The 17,627-nt window shown below is 73.2% G+C and carries 21 protein-coding genes and 2 pseudogenes; 14 read left to right on the top strand and 9 right to left on the bottom strand.

The genetic code is table 11. The features are described 5' to 3' along the window. Nucleotides 1–77 precede the first annotated feature (77 nt). The 5 genes from ACQPX6_RS00595 (at nucleotide 78) to ACQPX6_RS00575 (ending at nucleotide 3,511) form a co-directional block, all read left to right on the top strand. Complete coding sequence (locus tag ACQPX6_RS00595; protein ID WP_433784727.1) at nucleotides 78–818, top strand: DUF4386 family protein; 741 nt, start codon at nucleotides 78–80, stop codon at nucleotides 816–818. A gap of 51 nt (nucleotides 819–869) precedes the next feature. Beyond that, on the top strand, nucleotides 870–1,352 hold the full coding sequence (locus tag ACQPX6_RS00590; protein ID WP_433784725.1) for a hypothetical protein: 483 nt from the start codon (nucleotides 870–872) through the stop codon (nucleotides 1,350–1,352). Next, on the top strand, nucleotides 1,349–1,957 hold the full coding sequence (locus ACQPX6_RS00585) for a hypothetical protein (RefSeq protein ID WP_433784723.1): 609 nt from the start codon (nucleotides 1,349–1,351) through the stop codon (nucleotides 1,955–1,957). The genes ACQPX6_RS00590 and ACQPX6_RS00585 overlap by 4 nt, the downstream gene beginning before the upstream one ends. A gap of 200 nt (nucleotides 1,958–2,157) precedes the next feature. Continuing rightward, the gene (locus tag ACQPX6_RS00580; protein ID WP_433784721.1) at nucleotides 2,158–2,904 is read left to right on the top strand and encodes a DUF4386 domain-containing protein; all 747 of its coding nucleotides are present in this window, start codon (nucleotides 2,158–2,160) and stop codon (nucleotides 2,902–2,904) included. Nucleotides 2,905–3,052: 148 nt separating this feature from the next. Then, complete coding sequence (locus tag ACQPX6_RS00575; RefSeq protein ID WP_433784719.1) at nucleotides 3,053–3,511, top strand: STAS domain-containing protein; 459 nt, start codon at nucleotides 3,053–3,055, stop codon at nucleotides 3,509–3,511. A 268-nt stretch (nucleotides 3,512–3,779) separates the two neighbouring features. Here ACQPX6_RS00575 and ACQPX6_RS00570 read toward each other — a convergent pair whose 3' ends face one another. Further along, complete coding sequence (locus tag ACQPX6_RS00570) at nucleotides 3,780–4,274, bottom strand: DUF5994 family protein (RefSeq protein ID WP_433784717.1); 495 nt, start codon at nucleotides 4,272–4,274, stop codon at nucleotides 3,780–3,782. A 337-nt stretch (nucleotides 4,275–4,611) separates the two neighbouring features. Between ACQPX6_RS00570 and ACQPX6_RS00565 the strand changes: the two genes are divergently transcribed. The 5 genes from ACQPX6_RS00565 (at nucleotide 4,612) to ACQPX6_RS00545 (ending at nucleotide 8,191) form a co-directional block, all read left to right on the top strand. Beyond that, a complete protein-coding gene (locus ACQPX6_RS00565; RefSeq protein WP_433784715.1) occupies nucleotides 4,612–5,157 on the top strand; it encodes a potassium channel family protein in 546 nt (181 codons plus the stop codon). A 423-nt stretch (nucleotides 5,158–5,580) separates the two neighbouring features. After that, the gene (locus ACQPX6_RS00560) at nucleotides 5,581–6,135 is read left to right on the top strand and encodes an HdeD family acid-resistance protein (protein ID WP_433784713.1); all 555 of its coding nucleotides are present in this window, start codon (nucleotides 5,581–5,583) and stop codon (nucleotides 6,133–6,135) included. 66 nt (nucleotides 6,136–6,201) lie between these two features. Further along, complete coding sequence (locus tag ACQPX6_RS00555) at nucleotides 6,202–7,533, top strand: hypothetical protein (RefSeq protein WP_433784711.1); 1,332 nt, start codon at nucleotides 6,202–6,204, stop codon at nucleotides 7,531–7,533. 95 nt (nucleotides 7,534–7,628) lie between these two features. After that, nucleotides 7,629–7,913 (top strand): lipopolysaccharide assembly protein LapA domain-containing protein, encoded by a 285-nt coding sequence (locus ACQPX6_RS00550; protein WP_433784710.1) that lies wholly within the window; start codon nucleotides 7,629–7,631, stop codon nucleotides 7,911–7,913. Nucleotides 7,914–7,960: 47 nt separating this feature from the next. After that, a complete protein-coding gene (locus tag ACQPX6_RS00545; protein ID WP_433784708.1) occupies nucleotides 7,961–8,191 on the top strand; it encodes a hypothetical protein in 231 nt (76 codons plus the stop codon). Between the two features lie 159 nt (nucleotides 8,192–8,350). Here the strand turns inward: ACQPX6_RS00545 and ACQPX6_RS00540 are convergent. Then, nucleotides 8,351–8,515 (bottom strand): annotated as a pseudogene (locus tag ACQPX6_RS00540) (ATP-binding protein); the annotation flags it as partial. Nucleotides 8,516–8,881: 366 nt separating this feature from the next. Between ACQPX6_RS00540 and ACQPX6_RS00535 the strand changes: the two are divergent. After that, nucleotides 8,882–9,202: a hypothetical protein gene (locus ACQPX6_RS00535; protein WP_433784706.1), complete on the top strand. Its 321-nt coding sequence runs from the start codon at nucleotides 8,882–8,884 to the stop codon at nucleotides 9,200–9,202. A 263-nt stretch (nucleotides 9,203–9,465) separates the two neighbouring features. Here ACQPX6_RS00535 and ACQPX6_RS00530 read toward each other — a convergent pair whose 3' ends face one another. Both ACQPX6_RS00530 and ACQPX6_RS00525 read right to left on the bottom strand, forming a co-directional pair. Then, nucleotides 9,466–9,876 carry a L,D-transpeptidase gene (locus ACQPX6_RS00530; protein WP_433784704.1) on the bottom strand — a complete coding sequence of 137 codons (411 nt, stop codon included), beginning with the start codon at nucleotides 9,874–9,876 and terminating at the stop codon, nucleotides 9,466–9,468. A 369-nt stretch (nucleotides 9,877–10,245) separates the two neighbouring features. After that, nucleotides 10,246–10,695, bottom strand: coding sequence for a MarR family winged helix-turn-helix transcriptional regulator (locus ACQPX6_RS00525; RefSeq protein ID WP_433784703.1), 450 nt, complete (start codon nucleotides 10,693–10,695; stop codon nucleotides 10,246–10,248). 147 nt (nucleotides 10,696–10,842) lie between these two features. On the opposite strand from ACQPX6_RS00525, the gene ACQPX6_RS00520 reads away from it, so the two are divergent. Then, nucleotides 10,843–11,385: a hypothetical protein gene (locus ACQPX6_RS00520; protein WP_433784701.1), complete on the top strand. Its 543-nt coding sequence runs from the start codon at nucleotides 10,843–10,845 to the stop codon at nucleotides 11,383–11,385. A gap of 133 nt (nucleotides 11,386–11,518) precedes the next feature. Further along, nucleotides 11,519–12,103 (top strand): DUF2231 domain-containing protein, encoded by a 585-nt coding sequence (locus ACQPX6_RS00515; RefSeq protein WP_433784699.1) that lies wholly within the window; start codon nucleotides 11,519–11,521, stop codon nucleotides 12,101–12,103. A gap of 47 nt (nucleotides 12,104–12,150) precedes the next feature. Here ACQPX6_RS00515 and ACQPX6_RS00510 read toward each other — a convergent pair. The 3 genes and pseudogenes from ACQPX6_RS00510 to ACQPX6_RS00500 form a co-directional block, all read right to left on the bottom strand. Beyond that, nucleotides 12,151–12,309: pseudogene (locus ACQPX6_RS00510) on the bottom strand (monooxygenase family protein); the annotation flags it as partial. A 405-nt stretch (nucleotides 12,310–12,714) separates the two neighbouring features. After that, the gene (locus ACQPX6_RS00505; protein WP_433784698.1) at nucleotides 12,715–14,007 is read right to left on the bottom strand and encodes a PP2C family protein-serine/threonine phosphatase; all 1,293 of its coding nucleotides are present in this window, start codon (nucleotides 14,005–14,007) and stop codon (nucleotides 12,715–12,717) included. Nucleotide 14,008: 1 nt separating this feature from the next. Further along, a complete protein-coding gene (locus ACQPX6_RS00500; protein WP_433784697.1) occupies nucleotides 14,009–14,794 on the bottom strand; it encodes an alpha/beta fold hydrolase in 786 nt (261 codons plus the stop codon). Between the two features lie 596 nt (nucleotides 14,795–15,390). On the opposite strand from ACQPX6_RS00500, the gene ACQPX6_RS00495 reads away from it, so the two are divergent. After that, entirely contained in the window at nucleotides 15,391–16,008 is a 618-nt protein-coding gene (locus ACQPX6_RS00495; protein ID WP_433784695.1) for a hypothetical protein, read from the top strand. A 281-nt stretch (nucleotides 16,009–16,289) separates the two neighbouring features. On the opposite strand, the gene ACQPX6_RS00490 is transcribed toward ACQPX6_RS00495, so the two are convergent. Together ACQPX6_RS00490 and ACQPX6_RS00485 are read right to left on the bottom strand one after the other, a co-directional pair. Beyond that, nucleotides 16,290–16,553 (bottom strand): hypothetical protein, encoded by a 264-nt coding sequence (locus tag ACQPX6_RS00490; protein ID WP_433784694.1) that lies wholly within the window; start codon nucleotides 16,551–16,553, stop codon nucleotides 16,290–16,292. Nucleotides 16,554–16,761: 208 nt separating this feature from the next. Beyond that, complete coding sequence (locus ACQPX6_RS00485; RefSeq protein WP_433784692.1) at nucleotides 16,762–17,526, bottom strand: GAF domain-containing protein; 765 nt, start codon at nucleotides 17,524–17,526, stop codon at nucleotides 16,762–16,764. Between the last annotated feature and the right edge of the window lie 101 nt (nucleotides 17,527–17,627).

Here is a 17,627-nt window from a genome sequence, read left to right as displayed (position 1 = left end):
CCTTGACGTGGTGGTGGACGGTGTCCAGACTCTGGACACCGTCCAAACTCTGGACACTATACAGGTCGGGAAGCCTCATGGCCCTCGCAGCCCCTGGACCACGTCTGACCGGTCTACTCCTCGTCGGCAGCGCCGTAGTGGTGACCGTGGCGTTCGCCGGGCTCGGTTCCGCCTTCGACTACCCGGACGTGCTGGGACGACCCGCCGAGCAGGTGCTGGTCGCGTTCGGCGCCCAGGCCTGGCTGGTGGGGAGCCTGTTCACCCTCCTCGCGCTCGGCGCAGCGATGCTGGCGCCGATCGCGCTGGGCACCGCGAGGCTGGCCGGCCCGAGCCGGTGGAGCACCGCCGCGGCCGCGACCGGGGTCGCCGCGGCTCTCATGCAGGTGGTCGGTCTGGCGCGCTGGCCCCTCCTCGTGCCCTCCCTCGCCGCCACCGTCGCCGACCCGACGTCCTCGGCCGTGGACCGCGCGAGCGCGACCGAGCAGTTCACGTGGCTCAACACCGTGCTGGGACAGGGCCTGGGCGAGACCTGCGGCTACCTGCTCACCGCGGCGTGGACGCTCCTGGTCCTCCTCGCCCTCCGCCGCCGCGCCCGGGTCCCCCGGGTGTTCGCAGTGGTCGGGGTCGTGTCCGCCGTGATGATCCTCGCCGGGCTGCTCGTCCCGCTCGGCGTTCCCGGGGCCGACACGACGAACTTCGCCGGCTTCCTGCTGTGGAGCGCGTGGATCGTCTGGTTCGGCGTCCTGCTGTTGCGCGGAGCGTTCCGCGCCCCCGCGGCGCCCGCACCGGACCCCACCGCGCAGCCCCTCCCTGCCTGACACGTCCCGTCCCGCTGACGGGACGACCCGACCGCACCGAAGGAGGTCGTGATGGGTCCGACCAGAGCCGATGCCGACGCCCGGCTGTCACTCTTGCGCCTCTACCTGCTCAGGGGCGGCTATCTCTTCTTCGCGGTCGGACTCGTCGTGACGAAGTGGCCGCTGCTCATCGGCCACGACCTGACCTGGCCCCTGTTCGAGGGGGTCGAGACCTCGATCCTCGTCGCGTTCTCCCTGCTCGCGTTCCTGGGCATCCGCTACCCGCTGCGGATGCTGCCCCTGCTGCTGCTCGAGTGCCTCTGGAAGCTGATCTGGCTGACCGCCGTCGTCCTCCCGCTGTGGGCCGCTGGCCAGATCGACGAGGCGACCCAGCAGGTGGTGATCGCGTGCGCGCCGGTCCTGATCATCGTCGCCGTCATCCCCTGGGACCACGTGGTCTCCCGGTACGTGACCGCCCGCGGCGACCGCTGGCGTCCCGACCACCCGCGCCTCGCAGCCGACACCGCGACACGAGAGGACGTGCCGATCGCATGACCACCGCCCCGCCCCGCCCGGCGGCGTCCCGACCGCCCGGTGCCCGCTCGCCGGTCCTGACGTGGGCCCTGTGGACCGCGGGTTTCGTCGCGTTCCCGCTGGCCGGGCTGGCCGGCACGGCCCTCGCGGGCCGTGTCGACGACCCCCTCGCCGCGGCGCTCGGTGGGGCCGTCGCCGGCCTGGTCATCGGCGCCGTGCAGGCGCTCGTGTCGCGACGGCGCCTGCCCGCGCTGCGCTGGACCGCCGCCACGGGCGCCGGCATGGCCGTCGGGCTGCTGCTCGGTGCGGTCGTGGTCGGGTACCGCACCGGCCTGGGCGACCTCGCCGTCCAGGGCGCCCTCACCGGCCTCGTCCTCGGTCCCGTCCAGGCGCTCGCCCTGCCCGGCGGGACGGAACGACGTCGTCGCTGGCTCTGGGCCGCCGCGGCACCGGCGCTCTGGGCTCTCGGCTGGACGGCCACGACCCTCGGCGGCATCGACGTCGAGAGCCAGTACACCGTCTTCGGCGCCTACGGCGCGCTGACCTACAGCGCGCTGTCCGGCCTCCTGCTCATCGCCGTCCTGCCCCGCGTCGACTCCCACGCCCAGCACCGGCGATCGCCGTGACCCTCGCGTCCCACCGGCCGCTCGCCCGCTCCGCGTAGACGCGTCCGACCCTCCCGTCGGCACCGATCAGATGTCGGAGGTCCACCACCGAGAAGAGCCCACCGATGCCCACGCTGAACATCCCACCCGTGAACGGCTCCACCGTCCCGCCCGTCGGGCCGGGTCGGGACGAACCGCCGGCCACGTCGACTCCCCCCACCGTGGCGCGCGGAGCCCCGCAGGACGCCACGAGGAGACTCGCCGTCGTCGCCGGCGCGCTCTACCTGGTCACGTTCGTGGCCTCGATCCCGGCGCTCATCCTGTACGGCCCGGTCCTGAACGACCCGGGCTTCGTCCTCGGCTCCGGCCCCGACACCGGCATCCTCTGGGGCGGCCTGCTCGAGGTGATCACCGCGATCGCCGGCGTCGGCACCGCGATCGCGCTGTTCCCCGTCCTCCGCCGGCACAACGAGGCCGTCGCGCTCGGCTTCATCGCCTCACGCGGCCTCGAGGCCGCGACCATCGTCACCGGTGTGGTGAGCCTGCTCGCCGTGGCGAGCCTGCGGCAGGACCTGGCCGGCGCTGCGGGAGCCGACGCGGCCTCCCTCCTCACCGCGGGGCACGCACTCGTCGCCGTCCACGAGTGGACGTTCCTGCTCGGGCCCGGCGTGATGCCCGCCGTCAACGCCCTGCTGCTCGCCACGCTGCTCTTCCGGGCGCGGCTGGTCCCCCGCATCATCCCCGCCATGGGTCTCGTCGGCGCCCCGCTGCTCCTCGCGTCGTCCATCGCGACGCTGTTCGGCGCCTACAGCCAGGTCTCGGTCTGGTCGGCGATCGCGACCATCCCGATCTTCCTGTGGGAGCTGTCGCTGGGCGTCTGGCTCGTGGTCAAGGGCTTCACGACCTCTCCGCCCACCGCCGGCACCGGGTCCGCCGGCACGTCGCCCGCCGAGCACCACACCGCCTGACCCCGAGGGAGACGCCCGGCCCCTCTCCGACGGTCCCGCTCGAATGGCGACCTCTTGACCTGCGGAGATAGGATCATCCCTCTGTGACGCCCCGGACCCCGGCGCCGAGCGCTCGTATCGTCGAGCAACCAGGCCGGGGGGCCGCATCATGGCGCAGGGTGTCCACGAACCGTCCACGCCGACGTCCGGCGATCCACCGCCGGACCGGCACCCGCAGCCCGGCGTGGAGCTCTCCTACACCGGAGACCGGCCCACCGTCACCGTGACGGGCCAGGTGGACCGCGCGAAGACCGGCGAGGTGTCCGGCACCGTCCGGGGCCTGCTCGCGGTCGGGGTCAGCGAGCTCGTCGTCGACCTCACCCACGCCTGGGACAGCGCCGCGCTGCTGACGGTGCTCGCCCGTACCCGCGCCGAGCTGGCCGACCACGGGGGGAGCCTGCGGCTCGTCGGGGTGGCACTGCCCGAGTTCCTGGCCGCGCTGAACGCCGCTCCGCTCGACGAGGTGTTCCTGGTCTACGACGCGGTCCGCCGGAGAGCCGACGACGACCCGCACGCGCGTGAGCGACCCACCACCTCGGTCCAGCGCCGCACCGACTGGTCCACGTAGTCGGGGAGCTCTGGCTCGAGCGCCCGTCCTGGACTCGGCGGGACGCCGACGACCCCGACGCCACCGACCTCGGTGCACGAGGCCGGCGGGTCCGGAGCACGCCTCCGGGGCTGCTGCGAGGGATCCGGTGGGACCGTCGGTGGGGCGCCGGGCGTGGAGCCCGGGCCGGCCGCTGACGTCCCGGTGATCCGCAGGGAGCAGACCCGTGGCGCGGAGCGGGGCGGTCGCTAGGCACGTTCGAAGACGCGGTCGGCCCGCCGTCGGCTCATCAGGGCCTCGCGCGGCGCGGTGCGGGGACCCGCGGGTCCGGTCGGACACCGGCCGCGGCCAGCAGCGCCGACGGGCTCTCGGCGTTGCCTGCACGGGCGGCCCGGTCCATCGCGTCGTGCCCCGCCGGGTCGGTCGTCTCCGGAGGGACCACGAGCAGGCCCAGGGTGCGCCCGGACGTCCCGGTCACGAGCACCACGCTGGGGTCCTGCGACGCGAACCCCACGAGCCGGACCCGTCGGCCCTCGGTGGTGGTGTCGAGCCCGACGTGGCGCGGGGCGGGGTTCCACGCGGCGAGCGCGTAGGCGATCTCGCGGACCGGACCCAGCCGGAGCGTCACGGCGCGGGCGAGGGCGGACGCCTCGGCGCCGAGGTCCCGGGAGTGCGGCCACCACCCGCCGTCGACGTACCCCGTGACCGGCGCGGTCGACTTGAGGGACAGACGCAACCAGGCGGCGTCCGCGGCGACCTGCGCCACCTGAGGAACCGACGTCATGTCGGTGCTCCCGTCCCCGGCCGCCTCGGCGACCGAACGTGGGAAACGCCGAGGACGGCACCGGCTCGAACACCGGCGCACGGAGAGCTCTCGGTCCTCCGGACGCTACTCCCGTCCCGACTCCGGAAGGGCGTTCTCGGCCGGCGAGGATCCTCGACCGGCCTGGCAACCTGACGACGGTGGGTGCTGCATCCGACCCCGTGCCTGCACGCGACCCGCGCACGACACGGAGGTCATGTCGCGAGGGTGATGGAGCGAGCAGGAAATCGCCGCATCGTTGGCCGATGACGACACCGCACACCGGCGCGAGCTCTGCCGACGACCTCGGCCGGCCGCGATGAGCACCCCGGAGGCACCCTCGCGCGTCCGGCTCGTGCTCGTCCTGACCCGGGCGCTGGTCGTCGCCGTCCTGATCGTGGTCCTCTTCTACCTGGTGCCCCTCCGCCTGTCCGTCGACGTCGGCACGTTCATCCGCCTGGTCGTCGGCCTCCTCGCCCTGGCCCTGCTGACCGCCTGGCAGCTCCGGGGCATCGCCCGGTCCCCGTACCCGGCGTTGCGGGCGATCGAGACCCTCGCGGTGCTCATCCCCCTGTTCCTGCTGCTGTTCGCTGCGGCCTACACCCTCATGTCCCAGGCGCAGCCGGCGTCGTTCAGCGAGGAGATGTCGCGGACCGACGCGGTGTACTTCAGCGTGACCGTGTTCGCCACCGTGGGGTTCGGCGACATCTCGCCCGTCTCGGATCCGGCTCGGGTCGTGGTGACCATCCAGATGATCGCCGACCTGCTCGTGCTCGGGTTCGTGCTGCAGGCGGTGGTCGACGCCGTGAGCCGTGGCCGGGCTCGCCTGAGCGGTGCCGGCCCGGCGGAACCCGAAGCCCGGTGAGGGGTTCGGGGCGCCGACGATGCGACCTCGGTCTCGCAGTCGCGGTGCTCGGTGCCCCGCTCGGTGCCCCGCGCCACCGTCCCCGTTCTTCCCACGTCCCATCCGGACCGCCTCCTCGTTGCTCCTGCCGGGCCACGACGCGGATCGGGAGCGAGGCACGTCGGAACTCATCCCGTGCTCGAAGACTGGGGATGCACCCCCCTCGGCCCTCACCCGCCCCGGATGGGGACGCGGCGGCCGCCGCGGCCGGCCGAGGCGTCGACCGGTGAGACCCGCCGGAGAGCCGTCTTCCGCATGTCGGGTGCTCGGCCTGCTCCGAGGTCCTCGTCGCCTTCACCCGCCACGGATGACGGGGGCGCCGACGGTCCGGACCACGGTGGACGAACCCACGTCGGGACAGGATCGCTGCCCAAAGGAGCACCCATGTCGGCTCGGACCACGCCCGGAGGACTCGCCCCGAGGACGTCCCCGCAGTGGGGATGGGTCGCCGCCTCCGGAGTCATCGGCATCCTCATCGGCGTCCTGGCCCTGTTCTTCCCCGGTGTCACGATCCTGGCGGCGGCCGTCTTCCTCGGGATCGGCCTCGTCGTCCAGGGCATCGTCGAGATCACCGCCGCGATCCGCGGCGGAGCGGGAGCGACCGGTCGTGGATGGCTCGTCGCGTTCGGCGTGCTCGCCCTCGTCGCCGGCGTCCTGGTCCTGTTCGTGCCCGGCACCGGTGTGCTGGTGCTGGTCTGGGGCCTCATCCTGTGGTTCGCCGTCGCGGGTGTGAACGACCTCGTCGCTGCGGCCTCGACGCGGGAGCACCGGGGCTGGAACATCGCGATGGGCGTCATCAGCCTGGTCGCGGCGCTGGTCCTGCTGTTCTCGCCGGGGACCGCCGTCGGCGTCATCGCCCTGGTCATCGCCCTGGGTTTCATCCTGCGCGGCGGCGCCGCCGTCGGTCTGGCGATGTCCCTGCGGCGGAGCGCCCCCTGAGCCCGAGGCGTGGGCCGGGACGTCGGCCGTCCGTGACGGCCGCGCCCCCTGGTGGCAGGAGCCGCGATGTCCGCCGTTGATGACCTGACCGAGCTCGTCGAACGCGCCGGGGCGGCGGAACGGGCTGCGCTCGCGTCGAAGTGGAAGGAACGCGGCGACGTCGAAGCTCTGCAGCGCCGGGTCCGGCACGCGCTCGACGACCAGCGCGATCTGGAACGGCGGGCGAGCCCGGGTACCGCGCTCACCGGCCGGTGGGCCCGACGCAGGGAGGCCGTCCTCCAGATCGACCCCGCCGGCCGGGAACCGGCCGGTGGTGACACGTCCGCCTCACGGGCACACACGGGTCTCGAGGACGCCGTGCAGGCCGAGGCCGACGCCGTGGCCGCGGTGACGGTCGCGCGGCTGGCCCTGTTGGAGGCTCATCTGGCGGTCCTCGACGCGCGCCTCGCCCGTCTCGATGCGGGCGAGGCGGAGCCGGAAGCGGCCGCGGTCGACGGCCACGTCCCCCTGCAGGGCCGCAACGCGGTCGCCCGCCACGGGCCGGCACTGGCCCACGGGCTGGGCGGCGAGATCCGCTACATGCTGGCGCGCAAGCCCCGCTCGATCCTCACGAGCCTCGCCGTCGGGCTGGCCCTGGGCCTGGGCTACCTCGGCTTCATCCGAATCTTCAATTGGGACCGGGGCCAGCCGTACCTGCCCTACCTCGGCCTGTTGGCGATCTCGTTCGTCATCGGCGGCTCGGTCTGCCTCAACGCGATGAGCTTCGACGCCATGCGGGTCCGCGCCGCCCTCGACAGCGGCGCCCGGCTCTGGCACCTGCTCGTGGTCAAGAACCTCGCCCTCTTCTGCCTGGTCACCCCGATCGGCTTCCTGCTCAGCGGCCTGCTCGCCTGGCGGGCCGGAGACCTCGGAGCGTTCTTCAAGGCCTGCGCGCTGATGATCTGCTTGATCGTCCTGTGGCTGGGCGTGGGCAACGTCCTGTCAGTGGTCGTGCCGATCCGCGACGAGCCGATCAGGAACCGCAGGAGGTCCGGCACCCTCAAGCCGTTCCTCGTCGCCTTCACCGTCGCCTACCTCGTCGGCTACCTGGTCAACATCATGCTGCTCCTACGGGTGTTCGCGGCCCAGGAACTGGCCCAGCGGATGGGCAGTGTGGTCCTCCCGGCGATCCTCATCGTGCTCAGCAGCATCGGCATGTGGATCCTGCTGACCATCTTCGCGGTCGCCCTGTCCCAGCAGCCGAAGATCCGTCGCGCCCTGATGAGGGAGCTCGCCGACTACAGCTCCAACGCCGAAGCACGAGCGCTCGCCCGGGAAGCCGAGCAGGCCTCGGCGACCGTTCCCGTCCGGCCGGCGGACCGGCCCGCGTCCCCCACGACGACGGGCTCGCCGGGATAGCGGAGGGACCGGTCCCTTCGTCCCGTTCGGGTGATGCCCGTGCCCGGCGGGCCCTCCAGGCTGAGCGCAGGACGCGGAGCACGGAGGAGGAACCCATGGTCCAGCAGAGGCCCCCCGGCGCCGCCGGCGCCGCGGGTGGACGAGGACTCCGGGTCAGCGGCGGAGCCGTCGCGTCCCTCATCGGGCTGGGGCTGCTCGTCGTCTTCATGGTCCAGAACACCGAACGCATCACGCTGTCGTTCCTGTTCTGGAGCTTCACCTGGCCGCTCTGGCTACTCACCCTCGTCTCGGCGCTGGTCGGGGCGTTGGTGTGGTTCGGGCTCGGCGTGATGCGCCGCCACCGTCGCCGCGCCACCCGGCGCGACGACCGTCGAGACTGAGGCCCACCCGCCCGATGAGCGCCACGCCACGAGAACGACACCCCGAGGTGACCCGCGTGCTCCTCGCCGACGGGTGGCACGAGGTGGATGAGCAGACGTTCGAGGTCGACGGGCACAGCTTCGGATTCGCCGAGCTCGTGCCGGTCGAGGGCGAGCACGGCGAGCTCACCGCGACCAGCCGGTTCATCTCCGGCCCGCTCACGTCGGTGCTCGCCGTCGAGTCCGAACCGACACCCGCCGTCTCCGGACGACCGTCGCGACCTCCTGCGTGGCCGTAGTCGGCGTCGTGCGACGAACCGCCTCAGCTCGCGACGAGGGTCTGCCAGCACATCCGGACGGTCGTGCCGCCACCGGACCCGGCGACCGAGTGGTGGTCCGAGAGCGCCCATGAGGGCGAGCCCACGGCCACGGAAACCGGGATCGGCGGCCGGGGGCGACCAGATCCCCTGATCCTCGACGACGACCGCGACCCCACCCCCGCAGGGCCGCGGCAAGGCGAGCACGTGCACGTCTCCGGCGACGTCACGGTTGGCGTGCTCGACGACGTTGCTCACCGCCTCGTCGACGGCCAGGACGATCGACTCGCCGACCTCCTCGTCCACGACCGTGGCCTGGGTCCAGCGCCGGACGAGGCGGCGGAGCGCGATCACGGTCTCCGGCCCCAGGCCTACCGCGGGCTGCGCGCGTACGCGGCGATGACCGGGGAGCTGCTGCACACCGTCGCCCGCCGGGTCGTCGACCGGGAGCTGACCATCCCTCGCGAGCTGTGCGTCCCGGCCGCGCGACGTGGGCGCCGGATCGGCATCGACCGGGAGGCTGCGCGCGCCGACCTCTGACCGAGACGCCGGACGCGCCCCCGCCACCTGGTCGACACTGCACAGGATCGGCGGCACCCTGGGCGGGGTCGGCCCGGACCCAGCCGGCCACGTCCCCCGCGAGGGGTGGGGGACCGAGCCGCTGGGGGAACCGTGACGCGGACCGGGCGAGACAGGGACAGGCTGCGGGTCGAACGAGACCTGCGCGAAGCGGAGCGGGTGCTGGCCCACCTGCGCGGCATCTCTCTCGACGAGGCGGCACAGGCGTTGAAGGTCCACGCCGTGCTGGCCGGGACATCGGTGATCGAGGTGGCCCGTGATGTGATCGCCCACCGACCGGTGATCCGTCCCCGCGTGCTGAGGTCGGTGACCGACCTCGACGGGTGGGCAGCGACGGGACGAGGCGACCCCGCACCGGCCGACCTGACCGGGCTGATCCCCGAGCAGAGGACGAGCACGCCGCGAGACGACTGAGAGACCTGGCCGCCGGCTGTCAGGAACCTTGACTCGGGGCGACCCGGGGGTGGACCGTTGCGGAGCTGGCTCCTCCTGAGCCCCGACCGTCGCGCCCCGCCCCGGTCGGTGCAGGAGCCGAGCAGGGACGGCCCAGACCCCGTTGTCCCCCCGACGCTGGTCTGGGCCGTCTTGCCCTGCCCTCTGATCACCGCGTTCGTCGGGCCCTCGCGCGGGGCCGGGTGTCGGGTGGACGGCGAGGAGCTCCTTCCGCAGGTGAGGGGTCACGCGCCGCGGGATGCGGCCTCCTGCGACGCGTTCACGACCTGGACCTTGTCGCCCTCCCGGAGCTCGCCGAAGGTCGCCTCGGCGTCCGGCATCTCCATGCGGATGCAGCCGGCGGACGACCGGCTCGGGTCGCCGCCGTGGAAGGCGATCCCGCCGTCGGCGAAGAACACCGAGTACGGCATCGGCGCCGGCCGGCCCTCCCGGGTCGTCGACTCGCCGCTCACGTGGTGCTCGTCCTTGCGGTAGACGCGGAACGAGTGCCCGACGGGGGTCGGCGAGCCCTCGCCGCCGGAGGAGATCGTCATCGGACCGCGGACGACCCGGCCGTCGCGGATGAGCCAGGCGCGCTGCGACTCGAGGTCGACGCAGGCCCGCGCGGACACCGCGCAGGGCGTGCCCGGGACCACGGCCTCACCGTGGGCGGCCTGCGCAACGGGACCGGACTCGGGGTTCGCCGCCGGGGCGCTCTCCGCCAGTGCCGGTACGGCGAGCCCCCCGACCGCCGCGAGGATGCCGACCGAGACGCTGGTGGCAGCCCACCACGACCTCCTCCGCGGTCCACGGGACCGGCGCGTCGTCGCCGTCCGGTGCCGACCGGCCGTGGGTGTCGTCGTCTCGCTGATGGGTCGACCTCCTCCGCGCCGGGAGGGCCGGTCCCTCCGCGTCCGTCGTCTCCCATCGGCACCCGACGGGCAGCGATGGAGCCGCCGACCGGGGGACGTCCTCCGGTCGCGACGCCACGGTCTCCGTGCCGGCCATCGAGGTCCAGGTCGTGGTCACCAGTGGTGGCGCAGGATGCGGGTCAGCGCGTCCTGCATGGTCGCGAGGTGTTCGGGGCCCAGCAGCGCCTCGAGGCGGCGCTCGAGTCCGGCGATGACCTCGACGCTGGCGGCGATGCAGGCTCGGCCGCGCTCGGTGAGGGTCACCAGCTTCGCGCGACCGTCGGTGGGGTCGGGGCGGCGGGAGACGTAGCCGAGGCGGACCAGGTCGTCGACGAGGTCCTTCATCGCCTGCGGTGTCATGTTGGCGCGCTCGGCGAGCACGGTCAGCCGGGTGCCCTCGAGGTCGATGTGGGCGAAGACCCCGGAGTGCGCCGGCCGCTGGGGGAACCCGGCGGCGATCACGCCGTCGACGATCTGGTGCCCGAGGCGGCTGTAGGCCTGCCCGAGCAGCGCCGCGGTGTTGATGAGCTGTTCGGGTGACGGTCCTCGCTCGTCGTCACTCACAGTCTTAAGGTTGCCTTAACAGACGGCCGGATGCTCGCCACGTCCTCCGCCTGCGGCCCGGTTCGCCGTCTGCGACCTTCGTGCCAGCCATCAGGAGTGAGCATGGACCCCACGATCCGTACCACCCGGAGCCTCGCCCTGGTCGGCGTGGTGATCACCGTGCTCGCGGCGCTGTTCGCCGCCATCGGCGCGCTCACCGCTTGGGAGCCCTCATGGGGCTTCCTGGCCCAGGCCGTCATCCATCTCGGGGAGCTTGCCGTGGTGATCGCGCTCGCGCTCTGCGGCGCCACCGGGCGTGGGTGGCTCGCCCGGATCGGGTTGGGGGCAGCGGTCATCGGCCAGGTCCTGTTGGTCGCGGCCGAGCTGATCTATCCGGTGAGCCCGGACGTCGGTGACCAGATCTTCTCGGTCGCGCCCCTGCTCAGCGCGGTCGGCCTGATCGTAGCGGGTATCGCGGTGCTGACCGCTCGCCGCTGGAGCGGGTGGCACCGGTTCACCCCGGTGCTGGTCGGACTGTGGTCGCTGGTCGTGCTCACCCCGGCCATCATCGCCTCCGGTGGCCCGCCGGCCCCGCTCGCGCTCTGGGCCATCACCGGGTGGGAGTTGTGCTGGGTGCTGCTCGGCGTCGCCGTGCTCACCGAGGTCGCGGTGCCCGCCCGTCGGCGTCGCGCCGCAGCCCGGGTGAGCTGACCCGTCGGGCACGGCGCGGCCGCTGTCGCGGCTTCAGGACCGCTTCAGCCGGGTGGTGTGACATACCGGCGCGCCGCCGAGATCGGCGGCGTTCGGGCCCGTGGGTCCGATGGTGCTGCCGGAGGGCTGACGCATGTCGACGGTGAACGGCCTGCCCGCTCATGTGCTGCTCGTGCACGCGGTCGTCGTGCTGGTCCCACTGACGTCGCTCCTGCTGGTGCTGGTCGCGGTGTGGCCGGCCGCCCGGAGACGGTGGGCAGGCCTGACCGCCGGGCTCGCGGTGATCACACTCGTGGCCGTCCCGCTGACCACCGAGGCCGGCGAGTGGCTCGAGCACCGACTGCCGCATTCGGAGCTCATCGAGGCCCATGCGGAGCTCGGCGACACGATGCTGCCGTGGGCGATCGGGCTGGCCCTCGTCGCGGTGGTGCTCGCCGTCCGTGCCCGGTGGATCGGCCGGGCGCGCCGGGAGGGGCCCGGCACGACGACCGCGCCGCCCGCTCGACGGGCCGCGGGCGCCCTCGGTGGGACCGCGGCGACAGTGGTGATCGCGGTTCTCGCCGTCGCCGTGGCGGCCGGGTCCGTGGTGACCGTCTACCGCATCGGGGACTCGGGCTCGACGGCGTCGTGGACCGGGACGTTCAGCCCCACGCCGATCTCCGGTCCGGGCTCACCCGGGTTCCGAGGCGGGCCCCCGCCGGACGGCGACGGCGGTTAGCGGATCGCCCTGGAGCGATCCGGGTCCTCGTCGGCCGTGCGGGGCCGTCAGCCGGCCTCGCTGTCGCCGATCCGGTCCCGCAGGCGCGACGCCGCTCCCAGGGGCCGGTACTCGCCCGCGGCGGCCAGGCCGATGCGGGGCATGTCGGCGTCGATGGCCTCGTACTGTCCGGCGGCGACGCGGTAGGTCTCGTGCCAGACCCCTCCCCCGCGCCGCGAGGACGTGGCTGCCCACGCCGACCTGCTCGGCGTCGCGCTCGGCGTCGCGCTCGGCGTACACCGCCAACAGCTCGTCGGACACCCACACCAGGTGCCAGCGGTGGTCGAGCAGCTCGGCCGCCCACCCGTTGGCGTCGAGCTGCTCGGCGAGCTCCTCCAGCTGCTGGTTCATGCTCGTCCGTCGACCAGCGTCTCCACCGGCACCGCCCCCTCTCGTGCCACGGCGTCGCCGAGGCGACGTCGACGGGCCTGGACGTCACGTCCGCGGCCCGAGGTCGACGACGTCGGCGGGCAAGGGCCGCCGAGTCGTCCGGCTAGGACGCCCTGTAGCGAGGGCTCACGCGTCCTGGCGAGCAACGGGACGGGCACGAGGCACGCGCTGGTGTCCAAGGGTCACGAGGTCGATGCCTCCGGTAGGCCACACCGGGAGTCTCCGGACTCACGGCGCCCTGACGAGAGGTCCGACGTCGCCGCCTCCTCCGTCGCGTCGGTCGCGCTGAGCACCATGATCGCCGCGTCGTCACCCAGCCCGGCCCCGAGCGAGGCCAGGACATCGGCCAGCGCGTCGACGACACCCCGGGCCGTCCCGCGGGGCAGTGCGGCGACGAGCTCGGGAAGGCCCTCGTCGAGCATGCTGCCGTCCGGGCGCCGCGCCTCGGAGAGTCCGTCGGTGTGGAGCAGCAGCCCGTCGCCCGGCCGCAGCGTCGTCGTGGCGACGCGGAAGCGAGGCCGGGCCAGGAGCCCGACGGGCTGCCCGCCCACGGTGTCGACGGCCTCGACGCCGCCGCCGCGGAGGAGCCCCAACGCGGGCGGGTGGCCGCCGCTGGCCAGCGTCAGGGTGAAACCGGGGTCTGCCGGGACGAGCACGCCGTAGACGAGGGTGCACCAGCCCGTGGAGGTCGCGCCGCGCTCCTGCCGGAGGCTGGTGTTGAGGGTGGTCAGCACCGAGACGGGGTCGCTGTCGTAGACCGCGGCGGCTCGCAGGGTGTAGCGGATCAGGGAGGTGAACACCGCCGCACCGGGACCCTTGCCGCAGACGTCGCCGAGGAAGAACCCCCATCGGTCGTGCGCGAGGGGGAAGAGGTCGTAGAAGTCTCCGCCGATCTCCTCGAGCGAGGCGCTGTGGTAGTACGCGGCGATGTCGAGCCCGGGCACGCCGGGCAGCGCCGGTGGCAGCAGCGTGCGCTGCAGGGTGGTGGCCAGCTGCTGCAGACGGTCCCTCTCGAGGTCCGCCTGGCGACGGGCCCGCAGCAGTTCCTCCTCGTAGGCGCGGCGGTCGGCGGCGTCGACCACCATGATCCGCACCAGCGACGGCGTGTCGTCGGGAGCCTTCTTCACCACCGCGTCCACCAGCACCGGCAGGCGGCGCCGGTCGACGGTGCGGATCTCCAGCGCCACCGAGTGCACGGAGCCCTGGAGCAGCAGCAGGGGCGCGAAGTGGGTCTCGTGGTACATCTTGCCGCCGATGGTGAGCAGGTCGGCGAAGCGGAGACGACCGACCACCTGGTCGTGCGCGTAGCCGAGCCATCGCAGGAGCGTGTCGTTGATCCGCACGATGTACCCCTCGGGCGTGGTGGAGAGGTAGCCGCACGGGGCGTTGTCGTAGAGGTCCTCGGCGGTCTCGGTCAGCTCCGCCCGGTGCAGGCGCTCCGCGCGCGCGCCGTCGATGTCGTCGGCCGGACCCACGTCACGCGACCGCGGCAGCCGGCAGCCAGGCGCGCATCGCCGCGACGACCTGGTCCGGCGCGCTCAGGTTCGGGCAGTGACCCGTGGCGTCGAGGACGACCAGGGTGCTGTCGGGGATCCGGGAGTGCACGAACTCGCCCACCTCGAGCGGGGCGATGACGTCCTCGCGGGACTGGAGGATCAGGCAGCGCACGCCGACGCGGGCGAGGTCGTCACGGTTGTCGGAGGTGAAGGTGACCCGCGCGAAGTGGCGCGCGATCGACGGGTCGGTGCGGCAGAAGCTGTTGGTCAGCTCCTCCCCGAGCTCCGGCCGCTCGGGGTTGCCGATGATCGCCGGAGCCATCGCCGCCGACCAGCCCAGGTAGTTGCTGTCCAGCGACTCGAGGAGCTCCGCGATGTCCGCGGCCTCGAAGCCGCCCCGGTACGGCGGGTCGTCGAGGTAGCGGGGTGACGGCCCGACGAGGACGAGGCCGGCGAAGCGGTCGGGTTCCCGGGCGGCGGCGAGCACGCCGATCATCGCGCTCACCGAGTGTCCGACGAACACGACCTCGCGCAGGTCGAGCTCCTCGCAGATCTCGAGGACGTCCCGTGCGTACCCCTCGAGCGAGGCGTACCGGTCGGGTCTCCAGGCCGAGAGGTCCGAGCCACCGGCCCCGACGTGATCGAAGAGCACCACCTGGTGGTCGCGCTCGAACGCGGGCGTCACCAGGCGCCACATCGACTGATCACAACCGAAGCCGTGGGCGAACAGGAGCGTGGGGCAGCCCCCGCGACCGGTCACGGTCACGCGGTTGCGGGTCCTCACATCCACCCGCCGAGTATCGCAGCGAGTCCTCGGCGGACCAATCGGTCTCCGCCACGAACGCTGCTGACACGACACTCACAGAACGTGTCGATGCGCACGGCCGACGGTGCGCCGACGACGTGTGCCATGGCGCCCGGCCGACTCCGCCGCCCTCGTCCAATAGGTGGCATCGGTCGGTCGCCCTCGCGTCCCACCGCGAGACCGGGATCGCGGCGCCCGGCTCATGACCGCGATGGCCGCCGCAGAGCAGGCCGGTCACGGGCTCCACGACCGTCCGACCGATTCGGGGCACGAGAGGTCGGCGGAGGCCGTGATAGGGCTTCTGGGCGTGCTGAGTGATCGGGTGCACATGTGGGAAGACCGCGGCGTCGCTCATCACTCCGGGCGGCCGATCGGTATGACCAGACGTGGCGTTGGGCAGCCTCGCTCGCCGCTGCGGATCGCCAGACCGAGCGCGCGGCGCGGTGACGTCGAAGTTCAACCCGAAGAGCAGGCGCACCCTCATCCCCCGACACACCACCAACGCGAGCACCTGCTTGCGCGGGTCGGTGGCGTCCACCCGAACTGAAGAGGTGCTCATGAGTACTGCCTACGAGACCGGACAGAACACCCACGAAGTCGCTCCGTCGACGCGGGGCACCCAACATGCCGACACCCCGGCCCGCGCCCGCCTGCAGGATCGCGTGCACTGGGGCCCGGTCTGGGCCGGGGTGGTCGTCGCGCTGCCCGTCTACCTCGTCCTGCAGCTGCTGTTCTTCGCCCTGAGCATCATCGACCTCGGGGTGAACGGCGAGGGCCAGAGCACCACGGCCAGCATCGTCAGTGCGGTGCTCGCCCTCGTCGCCTTCTTCGTCGGCGGGCTCATGGCCGGCTCCACCGCCGCCTCCCGCGACTCCGACGAGGGCCTGCTCCACGGCGTTCTGACGTGGGCCGTCGGCATCGTCGCCATCCTCGGCGCCGGACTGCTCGGTGCCGGAGCGCTGCTGGGCAACCTCTCCAACGCCACCGCGCAGAACGCCGCGCTGCAGCAGCAGGCCGGCCAGGCCGGCCAGGCCGCCGGCCAGATCGACCCCGCGCAGGCGCTGCAGGCCGCCCACCAGGGCGCCGGCTGGGCCGCGCTCGCGCTCGGCCTGACCGTCCTCGCGGCCGCCGCGGGCGGCATGGTGGGTCAGAAGATCGGCTCCTCCAAGCGCTGACAACGCTGATCGCTACGGGCCGGGTGCGCCTCGGCGTACCCGGCCCGACCTCAACGCTGCTGGCGTCCGCATCCAGATCGCAACCGGGCCTCTGACCCCGGGAGGCTTCCACTGACCCCGGGAGGCTTCCACTACCCCGGGAGGCTTCCACCCCCACGGGGTCGCGCCACCGCCACATCGACGACCGAACCAGGCGCCGGTCGTCGGGTGGTCCCGGGCGAGTGTGTGCCGGTTGAAGGGGAACGTCGCGGGCCTCCTGCCGGCGGGCGAGCGGTCGGGACTCAGTAGGGCTGGCGCTGTAAGGGCCGCCCGCCGTGCTCCCGTGCCGCGAGCCAGCCCCGAGGCAGGCCCGCCAGCTCGTGGAGGGTCGCATCCATCGACGCCAGGTGCGTCCACGATGAACGTCGCGGCGAGCCGGACGCGACCTCGCGGGCGTGGCCCGGAACGGTCGGCAGGAGGTGCCAGACGCCGTCGGCGTCGTGGAGCACCAGCAGGACGGGCCAGCTGTAGAGCAGCTCGGCGTCGCGGGACTGCCGGGGAACCATCGCCCTGGATCCCCCGCGAGCCCCCACGCAGTTGGAGGCAAGCGAGCGTACCCGCGAGGGCCGTGCTCCGTGCTCCTGCGATTCCGGTCTCATCACGCTTGCCGGTGCCGACTTCGTGGCGACGCCCAGCCGCTCCCTACCACGTGAGCAGCGGCCGTCTCTGTCATCACCGACCGGGCGAACCCGCACATCGCTACGGGCCGTGACGTCACTGCTCCGGCGGGCCCGCAGCGTCACCGGCCCCATCGGGCTCCTGATCGAACCGCAACCGGCGGGCCAGGACGTCCGAGGCCACGTCGACGAGCAGCCGGCTCTCGACGAACGCGTGCCCACGCAGCCGGTCGAACGCGTCGTCGGGGTTCAGGTCGAGTTGCTCGGCGAGCATGCCCGCAGCCATGTGCACCTTGTCGTGCCTCGCCACCCGCACTCCGAGGTGTCCTGCCGAGGCCTCACGCTGGACCTGGGCGGCGGTGCCGGCCGGATCCTGGAGGCTCAGGAGCACCAAGGCCGCGGTCTGGGCCAGTTCGGCCCCGGCGGCGAGGGCTTCGGGTTCGAGTGGGACCGGGGTCGTGCGGTAGGTGCTCAGCGTGCCGATCCGCAGCGACCCGAACCTCAAGGGGAACACGAACACCGCCCGGGCGTGGGAGTGCTCGACGGCCCGGGAGGCATAGATCGGCCAGCGCGAGCTGGCCGTGGCGTCGAGGTCGGGCAGCAGGACGGGCACCCCGAGGTCGAACGCCTCGAAGCAGGGTCCTTCCCCGAGGCTGTACTGCAGCTCCTCGAGCTCGGCGGCGGTGTCGTCGCTCGCGCACAGCGTCTCCCGGTGGCGGGTACCGCTCATGGTCGAGATCGCCACGCCGTCGACGAGCAACGCCTCTGCCGTCGATCGGCAGACGATCCGCATCGCCTCCACGGGATCGGGTCCGCGCAGCGCGAGCGCCACGGCGTCGCGCAAGCCGCTCAGGTCGGGCAACGCGTCCCTCGGCGCCTCATCGGTCACCGGTCGCCCCCGGTGTGGTGGGCGGACTCGATCAGGCGGAGCGCTGTGCCAGCGGCCTCCGCACGCTCCTGAGC

It is taken from the genome of Actinomycetospora sp. CA-101289, assembly GCF_050955895.1.
Classification (GTDB): Bacteria; Actinomycetota; Actinomycetes; order Mycobacteriales; family Pseudonocardiaceae; genus Actinomycetospora.
The sequence above is the reverse complement of the archived record's forward strand: the minus strand, read 5'-3'. Positions and strand labels throughout refer to the sequence as shown.